This window comes from Wolbachia endosymbiont of Protocalliphora sialia (assembly GCF_053891855.1).
This window is the reverse complement of the sequence record NZ_JAIUJX010000011.1, coordinates 17,673-29,390: the sequence shown is the minus strand read 5'-3', so window position 1 is coordinate 29,390 and position 11,718 is coordinate 17,673. Positions and strand designations below refer to the sequence as shown.

Annotated in this window: 10 protein-coding genes, 1 tRNA gene and 1 pseudogene; 8 read left to right on the top strand and 4 right to left on the bottom strand. The window is 34.1% G+C overall.

What is annotated here, in order from left to right; translation table 11 throughout:
• Positions 1-35 precede the first annotated feature (35 nt).
• A pseudogene (locus LB100_RS04810) lies at positions 36-755 on the top strand (DNA-processing protein DprA); the annotation flags it as partial.
• 251 nt (positions 756-1,006) lie between these two features.
• Here LB100_RS04810 and LB100_RS04805 read toward each other — a convergent pair.
• Together LB100_RS04805 and LB100_RS04800 are read right to left on the bottom strand one after the other, a co-directional pair.
• Positions 1,007-1,732, bottom strand: coding sequence for a triosephosphate isomerase (locus tag LB100_RS04805; protein WP_143689714.1), 726 nt, complete (start codon positions 1,730-1,732; stop codon positions 1,007-1,009).
• A gap of 24 nt (positions 1,733-1,756) precedes the next feature.
• Positions 1,757-1,829: transfer RNA gene (locus LB100_RS04800), tRNA-Thr, on the bottom strand.
• Between the two features lie 77 nt (positions 1,830-1,906).
• Between LB100_RS04800 and rsmA the strand changes: the two genes are divergently transcribed.
• Both rsmA and guaB read left to right on the top strand, forming a co-directional pair.
• Positions 1,907-2,701 (top strand): 16S rRNA (adenine(1518)-N(6)/adenine(1519)-N(6))-dimethyltransferase RsmA, encoded by a 795-nt coding sequence (gene rsmA, locus LB100_RS04795; RefSeq protein WP_456201594.1) that lies wholly within the window; start codon positions 1,907-1,909, stop codon positions 2,699-2,701.
• Positions 2,702-2,824: 123 nt separating this feature from the next.
• Positions 2,825-4,312 (top strand): IMP dehydrogenase, encoded by a 1,488-nt coding sequence (guaB, locus tag LB100_RS04790; protein WP_264337181.1) that lies wholly within the window; start codon positions 2,825-2,827, stop codon positions 4,310-4,312.
• An 88-nt stretch (positions 4,313-4,400) separates the two neighbouring features.
• On the opposite strand, the gene rho is transcribed toward guaB, so the two are convergent.
• Together rho and LB100_RS04780 are read right to left on the bottom strand one after the other, a co-directional pair.
• The gene (gene rho / locus LB100_RS04785) at positions 4,401-5,807 is read right to left on the bottom strand and encodes a transcription termination factor Rho (protein WP_456201593.1); all 1,407 of its coding nucleotides are present in this window, start codon (positions 5,805-5,807) and stop codon (positions 4,401-4,403) included.
• Between the two features lie 186 nt (positions 5,808-5,993).
• On the bottom strand, positions 5,994-6,599 hold the full coding sequence (locus tag LB100_RS04780; protein ID WP_456201592.1) for a cell cycle transcriptional regulator TrcR: 606 nt from the start codon (positions 6,597-6,599) through the stop codon (positions 5,994-5,996).
• A 233-nt stretch (positions 6,600-6,832) separates the two neighbouring features.
• Between LB100_RS04780 and LB100_RS04775 the strand changes: the two genes are divergently transcribed.
• From LB100_RS04775 to trpS, 5 genes are all read left to right on the top strand, one after another.
• Positions 6,833-8,632: a SurA N-terminal domain-containing protein gene (locus LB100_RS04775; protein ID WP_456201591.1), complete on the top strand. Its 1,800-nt coding sequence runs from the start codon at positions 6,833-6,835 to the stop codon at positions 8,630-8,632.
• Positions 8,633-8,765: 133 nt separating this feature from the next.
• The gene (rpsP, locus tag LB100_RS04770) at positions 8,766-9,080 is read left to right on the top strand and encodes a 30S ribosomal protein S16 (RefSeq protein ID WP_006015540.1); all 315 of its coding nucleotides are present in this window, start codon (positions 8,766-8,768) and stop codon (positions 9,078-9,080) included.
• A 10-nt stretch (positions 9,081-9,090) separates the two neighbouring features.
• Positions 9,091-10,077 (top strand): polyprenyl synthetase family protein, encoded by a 987-nt coding sequence (locus LB100_RS04765; RefSeq protein ID WP_456201590.1) that lies wholly within the window; start codon positions 9,091-9,093, stop codon positions 10,075-10,077.
• Between the two features lie 62 nt (positions 10,078-10,139).
• Positions 10,140-10,700 (top strand): nucleotide exchange factor GrpE, encoded by a 561-nt coding sequence (locus tag LB100_RS04760; protein ID WP_010402249.1) that lies wholly within the window; start codon positions 10,140-10,142, stop codon positions 10,698-10,700.
• Positions 10,701-10,715: 15 nt separating this feature from the next.
• On the top strand, positions 10,716-11,714 hold the full coding sequence (gene trpS, locus LB100_RS04755; RefSeq protein ID WP_456201589.1) for a tryptophan--tRNA ligase: 999 nt from the start codon (positions 10,716-10,718) through the stop codon (positions 11,712-11,714).
• Positions 11,715-11,718 lie beyond the last annotated feature (4 nt).

Sequence of the window (11,718 nt, the reverse complement as noted above, 5' to 3'; positions counted from 1 at the left end):
TTTTTTTTTGGTCTAGTTTATGGGGTGCATTATAAAATTTTGCCAGTAAGTTGGCGTTTGACTTAAGTGAAGCTGGTTTCATCGTAATTTCTGGACTTGCAAGAGGAATCGACACTGCAGCAAACAGTGTAATATACAAAAATTACCCCACTATTGCTGTTACAGCAAGCGGAATTGATGTGGTGTATCCAAAAGAGAATTTTGATCTATACAAAAAAATCACTGAAAATGGCGGATTAGTAATTACTGAGCTTCCATTTGCTACTAAACCAAAGCCTCAGTATTTTCCTCAAAGGAATCGAATTATATCTGGTCTATCGCTGGGTGTTGTAGTGATTGAAGCATCGAGACGTTCTGGCTCTCTAATAACAGCAGATTTTGCTTTAAATCAAGGAAGAGAGGTATTTGCAGTTTCTGGTTTCCCTCTAGATTCACGCTGTAGTGGTAGCAATTATCTAATTAAAAACGGCGCTAAACTTGTTGAATCCGCTGATGATATAATAGAGAGCGTGAGATTTAGTTTGCCTCTTCAGCAAAAAAGTCTATTTGATACCGTTGCTGACCAAAAACAAGAAAAATTACAACAGGCAAAATCTGTTATAGTTGATCATATTAACTCTGTACCTGTTGATATAGATGAACTTATATTAGCAAGTGGACTTTCTACCAACATAGCTCTAATGGCTCTTTTGGAACTAGAGTTGGAAAACAAAATAGAGCGTTCACCGGGAAATAAAATATCGTTAATTTTCTAAGCTATAAGCCCACAACCGTACGAACATTGTGATTTGAGTTCACCAAGAAAGATGTCATTCCAGCGCGCGACGCTGGAATCCAGCCTTTATTATTTGGTTGAAATTAAGTCTTCTGGATCCCAGTGTCACTCTGACAACCGACATCTCGCTACGTGTTAGCGGATACCGTGACGTTATGACGAGGGATACGCGTTAGCGGAATCTGCTGAGACGCCCGTGATAGCCCTATTCCTATAGTAAGTAATTCCCTTTTATCTACTTTTAGAATTGATAAGAGAAAATTTTTTCTCAACTTGTTGTATAACTTTATAAAAGTGATCAAAATCTAAGCTTGCACTACCAATTAAAACTCCTAATAAATTTGGAATACTGAGCAAGTTTTCTATATTTTCTGAGCTGACTGAGCCACCATATATAATGTGTTTTTTACCAGTACAAAATTTTATTATCTCTATCACCTCAGCAATTGCGTCATTATTTGGCACATTTCCTGTTCCTATTGCCCATATCGGTTCGTATGCTATGGTATATTCACCTTGTGTTGGCAAACGGTTTTTGCATTGATATTCTATTACTTCTTTTGTTTTTTTATTTTTATAATCTTCTAAATTTTCACCTACACAGATGATTGGGTGTAATCCTGATTCTATTGCTGTTTTCGATTTGAGTTTTATTTCACTATCTTTTTCATGAGCCCTCTCAGAATGTCCAAGTATTACGTAACTACATCCTAGTTCCTTCAACATTCCTGCACTAATTTCACCTGTGTAAGAACCGAACTCTTTATGATGGCAATTCTGTCCTCCTATTTTAATATTATTGTTCAACTCTATACTGCTTGGAAATGATGTAAAAGGAGGGCAAATTACTAATTTAGAGGTAATTTCGTTGCTCTTGTTGTTAAGTTTGCCTATAAAGTCAACAAATGAAGAACGTGTTCCATTCATTTTCCAATTTGCTACTATTAAAAAGGACATCAACTTTACTTGTATGGATAAGAGTGCCGGCTGTCGGACTTGAACTGACAACCTACTGATTACAAGTCAGTTGCTCTACCAATTGAGCTAAGCCGGCATTAAATACACTAACAATATACAATTATTGATGAATTTTCGTCAACTAATTTTTAAAATACTGCATACTAAGATCATATGAAAAAATTTTCACTGAAGCCAAAAAAGAGTCTAGGGCAAAATTTTATTTTATCGAATGAGATAACAAAAAGAATAGTTGCCTTAGTTGGTAGCCTGAAAGATTTTAATGTTATTGAAATTGGTCCTGGGTATGGTGCGTTAACAAGAGAAATATTAGCGTATAATCCAAAGTTTCTACTTTCTATAGAAAAAGATAGTAGTTTAGTGAAACATCACGAACAATTGCTAAATGAGCATCAGGGAAAATATAGAATTATAGAAGCGGATGCACTTAATGTTGTAGAAAAAGAGCTGGTAGAATGTCCAGTCAAAGTCATTGCTAACTTGCCTTACAATATCTCAGTAGCGTTATTTTTAAAGTGGTTAAATAATATAAAATTTTTTACGAGTTTGACGTTAATGTTCCAAAAGGAGGTAGCAGAGCGTATTACAGCAGAACCTAGTTCTAAAGATTATGGTTCCCTATCAGTGCTAAGCCAGTTACTATGCGACATAAAAAAGGAATTTGATATTGAACCTAAGGAATTTTTTCCAAGACCAAAAGTATATTCTTCAGTAATTACAGTAAAACCTTTACCCACTCCAAGATTTGCAGTAAATTTAGAAACCTTAACAAAGCTAACACGTGCTGTGTTCGCTCAAAGAAGAAAGATGCTGAGAAATAGCTTGCAAAGTATAACTAGTGATGTCTCAACTACTCTTGAGAATGCTAAACTGAGTGGAGACGAACGTCCAGAAAGCTTAACTATTGAGCAGTTCTGTTTGCTAGCAAATAATGTAATTTTGCGATAAATATATTAGGAGCTACATACCTCTTCTATCCTATTTTGATCTAAAAATAGCTGTAGCCAGGCTAATTTTGCAAAAGCTCTATTGCAATTTCATTAATTGGCGTATAAGCTTTAAATAAAGCATATGAAAAAAATGGAAGCTTGTTATTCGTTTGACGATGTACTTCTCTTACCGGCCTATTCTGATGTATTGCCTCGTGATGCAGACACAAGAACTTATCTAACAAATAATATAGAACTAAATATCCCTCTCATATCCTCTGCAATGGACACTGTCACTGAATCAGGTTTTGCAATAGCTATTGCCCAACATGGTGGAATAGGTTGCATACATAAGAATTTATCAATAGATGAACAAGTGTTAGAAGTAAGAAGGGTGAAAAAATATGAAAGCTGGATCGTGTATAACCCAATTACAATTTCCCCAGATAAAACGGTTGCAGAAGCAGTTTCATTAATGAGAGAGTATAATTATTCCGGAATTCCTGTAGTTGATCAACGCAAGTTAGTGGGAATTTTAACTAATCGAGATGTGAGGTTTATTGAAGACCAGAACATGAATATAAAAGTTTCCGAGGTAATGACAAAAGATAAGTTAGTAACAGTTCGAGAGCAGGCAGTAAACAGCGCCTCAGCAATGAAATTGTTGCATGCAAATAGAATAGAGAAGCTTTTGGTTGTTGATGAAAATTCTTGTTGCATAGGTCTAATCACAGTTAAAGACATCGAAAAATACAATAGATATCCAAATTCATGTAAAGACAGTAAAGGTCGACTCAGAGTTGCCGCTGCAATTGGTACTGGTAAAAAAGACGGTATAGAAAGATGTGAAGCTTTGATCGAAGAAGAAGTTGATGTGGTTATTGTAGATACCGCTCACGGTCATTCCCAGAACGTTATCAGCACTATTAAGGAAATAAAAAAGATGTATCCGAATACTCAATTAATCGGTGGAAATATCACAACAAAAGAGGCTGCTGAAGCGTTGATTGATGCTGGTGTTGATGCAGTGAAGGTTGGAATAGGGCCAGGGTCAATTTGTACTACCAGAATAGTTACAGGTGTTGGTATGCCACAATTCTCTGCGATCAAGAATATTGCAGAGGTTTGTAAAGAAAAAGAAGTCAGACTAATTGCTGATGGTGGAATAAAATATTCGGGAGATGTTGCAAAAGCTATTGCAGCTGGTGCTGATACTGTGATGATAGGTTCAATCTTTGCTGGTACTGAGGAAAGCCCAGGTGAGATTATCATGTATAAGGGTAGAGCATATAAGGAATATCGAGGAATGGGATCTATTAGTGCAATGAAACGAGGGTCAGCTAGCCGTTATTTTCAAGATTCAAAACTTGATTTAGTCCCACAAGGAGTAGAAGCAAGAGTTCCTTTTAAAGGTCCAGCTTCAGGAGTGATCTGTCAGTTAATTGGTGGGTTGCAAGCTGCAATGGGCTACACTGGCAACCGTAATATAGAAGAGATGAAAAAAAACTGCAAATTTATCACTATTACTTCATCAGGATTAAGAGAAAGTCATGCTCATGATATAATCATTACACAGGAAGCTCCAAATTACGCTTACCAAGCATCTAATTTATCATCTGATTCAGAGTAGATACAATCCCCTTCTGAGGGTGTCATTTCAACACTGGTACACAATTGTATAAACATAGCTTTTTTGCTCCATCAGAATTGGCTTACTTTTAGTGATTCATGGAGTTAAAAAAGTCAGCATTGCTCTTTGTTAAAAGTAGTTTGTCACGTAAAAACTCCATTGCTTCAACAGACCCCATAGGATTAAGTATCCTACGCAATACCCATATTTTATTTAGTATGGCCTTATCAACTAATAGCTCTTCCTTCCTTGTTCCGGATTTTGTAATATCAATAGCAGGGAATATACGTTTATCAGCAAGTTTTCTATCTAGTATAATTTCAGCATTACCTGTGCCTTTAAACTCTTCAAAAATAACATCATCCATTTTTGAACCAGTTTCTATAAGGGCTGTAGCGATGATTGTCAAAGAACCACCATTTTCAATATTACGAGCTGCTCCAAAAAAGCGTTTTGGTCTTTGCAGCGCATTTGAATCTACACCGCCGGTTAGAACCTTTCCAGACGAAGGAATGACTGCATTATAAGCACGTGCAAGACGAGTTATAGAATCAAGCAAAATCACTACATCTTTTTTGTGTTCAACCATTCTTTTAGCTTTTTCTATTACTATTTCAGCAAGTTGGACATGACGGTAGGCAGGTTCATCAAATGTAGAGCTTACCACTTCACCCTTTACAGAGCGTATCATATCTGTCACCTCTTCGGGTCTTTCATCTATAAGTAATACTATTAGTTCTATTTCAGGATGATTTGTAGCTATAGAGTGAGCCATTTGCTGAAGCAATATCGTTTTTCCTGTACGAGGTGGAGCAACTATCAATGCTCTTTGTCCTTTTCCAAGAGGTGTAACTATATCTACAGCACGCATGTTTATATCTTTTTTATTATCTCCACTACTGTTGTTTTCAAGGATGAGGCTTTTTTCAGGATAAAGCGGAAGCAAATTATCAAAATGTACGTACTTTCTTAATTCACTGATTTCAGTAGAGTTTATACTGTGAACCTTAGTTAAAGTAAAATATCTTTCCTTATCACCAGGTGGCCTTATTTCTCCACATGCCATATCTCCTGTACGTAAATTAAACTTCTTTATTTGGCCATTGGAAATATAAACATCATCGGTACTTGGAGCATAATTTGCACTTGATGAACGTAAGAAGCCAAAACCATCAGGCAATATTTCCACTACTCCACTTCCTGTGGTTATGCCTCCTTCTTCACTCATTTTCTTCATTAAACTGAATATCATTTCCTGTTTTAGCACCCTGCCATTGCCTTTACCACTAGTTGAAATTTTTCTTTCTTCAGCTAGCTCTAACAATTCTTCTGCTGTTTTTTCTTTCAATTCGCTCAGGTCCAATGTTTTCTTGTGTTTTTCAGCACCTTCACTGGTTATTTGTTTTACTGCGTTAGCATTATGAATTTGTTCACTTTTTTCAGGTTGATCTACAACCTTTTCTTTTGCTAAGACATCTTCATTGATTGTTGTCATAATCCTCCAAAAATTTTAATTGATGCTTACTAACCTAAAATGTAACTATAAAACAATAAATCAGGCTGAGCTAGTTTTTAGTGCGTATTTAGGTTTAATTATTAAACTAGATACTTTACTTACATTATACTGATAAAAACTAACAAGTCAATTTAATGTTAACAAAGTACAAGAATTTGAGAATCATCAATAGCTATTATTTATATTTTTTAATCTTTGTTTCTTCTCTTCTTCTATTTCCGCTCTTTCTACTTCCACTTCTAAATTTTCCTGGCTACATAAACCAAGTAGTACAGGATCTTGAGGTTTGATATTGAGCATGTTATGATGAGATTTATCTCTTACCTGCTTAACTGTGTAATTTGTTGTACTAACTAGCTTAGCTATAACATTATTGTTCAAGATAGGAAATTTTCTTACCAAATAACAAATTGCATTAGGTTTATTTCTACGCCTTGCTGTAGAAGGAAAGCCAAGAATCCTAACCGTCTTTGCCCTTTTTTTTATATTTTTTATAATCAAATTTGGTACACGATTTGGATTTTTTTTGCAATCATCGATTTCTTTTTCAGTAATTATTTCAGAAATAATAGGGTCATACTTTTCAACTTCTATTTCCTCATCAGCTATGTCTTGTACTTTTTCAAGGGATAACTTGCAACATTTTGCTATTTGATCAAAAGTTAAGCTAGTGTTATCAACCAACCAAGCAGCTACTTGCATGAGAAATTGTTCATTTCTATCCTTATTGTCTTTAGAAGATTCCATTGACATCGAAAAAACATCTCCCATTTTAATATTCCTTTACTGTTATAGAAATAAAATATAAACCATTAAAACTAAAAAAGCATTAACTTTGTCATCCAATGGCTTTTTAGTTTATATTTCTCATCCCTTAGGTTAATATAAGCTCCCATTTAATTTAATATACTGCAATATTACACATATTAGCTAATTTGTTAATAGATTTACAAAGATTAAATTATTGCTATTCTAAATTTAAGTGTTAGTTAACTGAGTTTACAATGAGTATTAGAAATTTTTTTACCAAGGCAATCGTTCTCCTTTTAGTTTGCTTATTAATCTTTATGGGGATTGGCAATCTTTTATCAAATGATGATGAAAGGAAAGAATTAGCTAAAGTAGGAAAGGAAGTGATAACATCAGATGAATATAAATTACTATATCAAAATTATGAAAAGCAAATTTCTGGATCTGATATAAGTAAAGAACAAGTAAAAAAGCTGAAATATGATTTACTTAACGCACTTATAGAGCAAAAACTATTGTTTAACCTAATTAGCGAACTTGGATTAAAAGTTGGAGAAGAATCTATCAAAAGCCATATAAAAAATACCAAGTACTTTCAGGACGATAAAGGAGAATTTGACCATAATAAATTCCATCAAACTCTAAATAGCCTGCATATAACAGAAAAGGAATATATAGAAAAACTAGAGAAAATCCTGCCTGCAATGATGTTCATGACTTCGTTATTTAAAGATAATTATCCGATAACTTTTGGTGAGAGTGTTGATGAGCAGATATACAAAAATCGCTACCAAACTAGAGTAATTGATATTGTTAAAATAACTGGGGATGCAATTACAAACGTTCCTGAACCAGATGATCAAGCCTTACTTGATTTGTATGAAAGAAATAAGTCCAATTTTTATTACCCTGAGTATCGAACTGCGCAATACATTTCTCTGGATCAAAAATATTTTGAAGATCAAATCAGAATTTCAGATGAAGAGGTTGATAGTATAATAGAACATCAGGAACTTAAAAATCAAAGAGACATATTCAATGTGATATTTCCTACCAAAGAAAAAGCTGAAATAGCAAGAAGAGCGCTTGAAGAAAGTAAAGCAAGCTTTGAAGACATAATAGAAGAGTTCAGTAAAGTAAAACTTGAAGAAACCAGAGTAAATAATATAACTAAGGATTTCTTACCTGAAAATATGAGAGAAAAGGTATTTGCTCTCAAAACAGGTGAAGTAAGTGAAGTTTTAACAAGCAATTTTGGATGGCACGTAATAAAGGTAGAAAGCATACATCAAATCTCTGATGAAGACTTGGTTGATTTAAAAAAAGACATAAGGTCAGTTTTAACCAATCAAAAGTCTTTTGAAAAAGTCAATGATTTCATAAATCAAGTGAATTATAAGATATACAATGGTGCAACGATTGAAGAAATCTCCAATAATTACAATTTACCTATACAAACCATTGGTCCAGTAGATGCTAGTGGGAAAGACCAAAGTGGTAATGAAGTAGGAAATTCCAGTGATTTCATTTCTTTCATTTTTTCACGCGAGAAAGATCAGAAGAGTTATTTTAAGGGTGTTGGAGATACTGTTGTTGGTGTAAAAATCAGTGATATCGTTCCTCCTAAATTACAAAATTTTGAAGAAAGTAGGGAATCAGCCATAAAGCTTTGGCGTAGTGAATTTATAAAAGAAAAAATGTTTAAAATGGGACAAGAAGTAGCAGTTCAACTAAGAGAAAAGACAGATTTGGAAGAAATGCAAGGTATAAAATTGGTTAAAGGCCAGCAAATACAACGCAATGAACAAAACTACCCTTTTTCTTTCATAGAAGAAATTTTCAATATGAAAACAACTAATTCGGTAACAGATCCTATTCAATACAATAATGAAATTATAATAGGCGTTCTAAAAGAAATGCATTCATCAAATGGTAAATTAAACATGCTTGACACCGGAAAACGTGTGATGATATCGCTAAAGGAACAGTTAATTAGCTATCTAAAATCAAAGTATAGAGTAGAAGTTAATCATGCTATGATTGATGATATATAAAAAAGTTTATTATCTTCCTTTTATGAGTGATTGGAGGGGCTATATTGTATTTTTAGGTAAAAGAGGTACAATTAGTTTGACTTGAGCTGTTTATTGTATTTAAATTGTAATTAATATATGAACAAAGGTTGACATGGCAGTTAAAATAAGGTTAGCAAGGTTTGGGGCAAAGAAACGTCCTTTTTATAGGATAGTTGTAGCCGACTCACGAGCACCAAGAGATGGACGCTTTATTGAGAGAATAGGACAATATGATCCAATGTTGCCAAAAGACAATAAAAATCGTGTTGTGGTAAAAGCTGATAGATTAAAACATTGGCTAAGTGTAGGAGCGCAAGCAACTGAAAGGGTAATGTGGTTCATTAAAAAAGGCATAGTAGATTTAGAAACAGAATCGAAAAAAATAGAAAAGAAAAAAGTTGAGAAAGTACAAGGGCAAGAAGCATAAGTCCTCTTAAATGCTAAACACTGATTTAACAAAAAGTAGTAAATTAGATGATATTGTATCTTCTGATTTATTGGCTATGAATGACTTTATCTTCAAAAATGTCAATGATGAAGGTACTAAGCTTGCTACCGATATTACATCTCATCTTATTAATTCAGGAGGAAAAAAGATAAGGCCTAAGCTCATTTTTATTATATGTAAAATGCTGAATTACTCTGGAGAGAGTAGGGTCAACATTGCTGCATCGGTAGAATTTATACACAACGCTACTTTACTTCATGATGATGTGCTTGATGAAAGTAAGTCACGCCATGGAGTTGCAACAGCAAATAAAATTTGGGGGAATAAATCAAGCATTTTAGTTGGTGATCTATTATTGACCTTAGCATTTAGATGGCTTATAGAATGTGGGAATTTAAGTGTTCTCTCTATTTTATCTAAGGCATCTAATTTGCTTGTCAAGGGTGAGATAAAGCAGATGACAACGCGTTTTGACCCTAACACAATTAGGAAAAATTATTTTAATATCATTGGAGAAAAGACAGCATCTTTATTTTCTGCATGCTGCGAGGCTGCATCAGTAGTATCTGGAGCCACAAGTGATGAAACAGAGAGGCTAAGGAATTTCGGGTTTAATTTTGGCATGGCATTCCAAATAATTGATGACGTGCTAGATTATACTGCTAATCAATGCACTTTAGGAAAGCAACTTGGAAAAGATTTCTTTGAAGGTAAAGTTACTTTACCTTCTATTATAGCATATGAAAAAGGCAGCCCATCAGAACAAAAATTCTGGGAGAAATCTTTTTCTTCAGCTAGACAAAATTTTGACCAAGCATTACAATATATTAATCATCATAATGCCATTCATGTTTCTATGGAAGAAGCTAAACACTATATTAATATGGCGCAAAGTAATATTGATACTTTTTCTGATTCTCTTTATAAAACTGCTTTGATTGACTTTTTAAATGCAAGCATAGAAAGACAAGGATAGCTAACGCTTGATATTTTTAGATTGATTGTTATATATTTATTAAGTTTGTAAGGGTGAATGATATGTCAGATAGTAATAAAGAGAAAAAAAAGAAATTTGCCGATATGGTCAGTAAACGAAAAGGGGATGATCAAGAAGATCAGCAAACAGGTGATTTAAGTGAAGAGCTTAATATATTAAAAGAACGTGCAGTTCAGCTTGAAGATCATTTACGCCGTGCTGTTGCAGATAATGAAAACGTTAAACGTATAATGCAAAAGCAAATTAGCGATGCAAGTGATTATGCAGTCACAAAATTTGCACGTGATATGATCGACTCTTGTGACAATTTAAAAAAAGCAATGGAAAACTTGAAAGATGATGATCCTATTCATGAGGGAATAAAAGTGGCGCACCAAAAGATTGTGAGTGATCTAAAAAAACATGGAATAGAAGAAATAGATCCAATAGGTAACTCTTTTGACAGCAATTTACATCAAGCTGTTGTGGAAAGAGAAGATAATGAAAAAGAGCCTGGCACTATTGTAGAAGTACTACAAACTGGTTATACTATTAAAAATAGGTTGCTTCGTCCTGCAATGGTTATTCTTTCTAAAAAATCTGCTGATTGCGAAAGTAACTAATAAAACACTCAAGGTATGGAAGAAGTTGTCTTCTCAGGTATTCAGCCAAGTGGAGTATTACACTTGGGCAATTATCTTGGTGCAATTAAGCAGTGGATAGGCTTGCAGGATAAATATAAATCTCTTTTTTGTGTTGTTGATCTGCATGCAATCACAGCAAATAAGCTTCCCGCAAATGAATTAAAAAATAATATTTTTAAAGCAGCAGCAACTTATATTGCATGTGGAATAGATCCGGAAAAGTCGATTATTTTCAATCAATCCGCAGTTAGTGGTCATGCAGAATTGGGCTGGCTGCTAGGGTGCTATACACCAATTGGTTGGCTTAATCGTATGACTCAATTTAAAGATAAGGCTGGCAGCGATAAACAAAAAGCTTCTCTTGGTTTATATAGCTACCCAGTACTTATGGCTGCGGATATATTGCTGTATCAAACTAAATATGTTCCTGTTGGCGATGATCAAAAACAGCATTTAGAACTTGCACGTGATATTGCATCAGCTTTTAACAATCATTATAAATGTAGTCATTTCATCATACCTGAAATCTTAACTTTGGATTGTACATCAAGGATAATGAGCTTAAGAGATGGAGCAAGCAAGATGAGCAAATCTGATTCTTCAGAATACTCATGCATTAACCTTGACGATACAGATGACTTGATTGTCAGGAAAATAGAAAAAGCAAAAACAGATTCAATTCTAGGCTTTGATTTTGCTACTTTAAAGTGCCGTCCAGAAGTAAACAATTTGGTAAACATTTATTCAGTGCTTAGTGATTTAAATGTGGAAAAAGTGTGTGAAGAAGTGAATAAACATGATATGAAACACTTTAAAAAAGAGTTAGCTGGCTTAATCATCAGTGTTATATCACCCATACGTGAGAAGATGAACGGTCTTTTGGCGGATCAGCTCCATTTACATAAAATATTAAAAGAAGGTGCAGAAAAAGCAGCAGAGATTGCAAATAACAATATAAAAGAGATCAAGGATATTATAGGGTTTGTTCAATAAGTTA

Coding starts and splice junctions, on each gene's coding strand:
- LB100_RS04765 (WP_456201590.1), top strand. CDS start 9,091: ATGCTAAACACTGATTTAACAAAAAGTAGTAAATTAGATGATATTGTA.
- rho (WP_456201593.1), bottom strand. CDS start 5,807: ATGACAACAATCAATGAAGATGTCTTAGCAAAAGAAAAGGTTGTAGAT.
- LB100_RS04780 (WP_456201592.1), bottom strand. CDS start 6,599: ATGGGAGATGTTTTTTCGATGTCAATGGAATCTTCTAAAGACAATAAG.
- LB100_RS04775 (WP_456201591.1), top strand. CDS start 6,833: ATGAGTATTAGAAATTTTTTTACCAAGGCAATCGTTCTCCTTTTAGTT.
- LB100_RS04760 (WP_010402249.1), top strand. CDS start 10,140: ATGTCAGATAGTAATAAAGAGAAAAAAAAGAAATTTGCCGATATGGTC.
- trpS (WP_456201589.1), top strand. CDS start 10,716: ATGGAAGAAGTTGTCTTCTCAGGTATTCAGCCAAGTGGAGTATTACAC.
- rpsP (WP_006015540.1), top strand. CDS start 8,766: ATGGCAGTTAAAATAAGGTTAGCAAGGTTTGGGGCAAAGAAACGTCCT.
- LB100_RS04805 (WP_143689714.1), bottom strand. CDS start 1,732: ATGTCCTTTTTAATAGTAGCAAATTGGAAAATGAATGGAACACGTTCT.
- guaB (WP_264337181.1), top strand. CDS start 2,825: ATGAAAAAAATGGAAGCTTGTTATTCGTTTGACGATGTACTTCTCTTA.
- rsmA (WP_456201594.1), top strand. CDS start 1,907: ATGAAAAAATTTTCACTGAAGCCAAAAAAGAGTCTAGGGCAAAATTTT.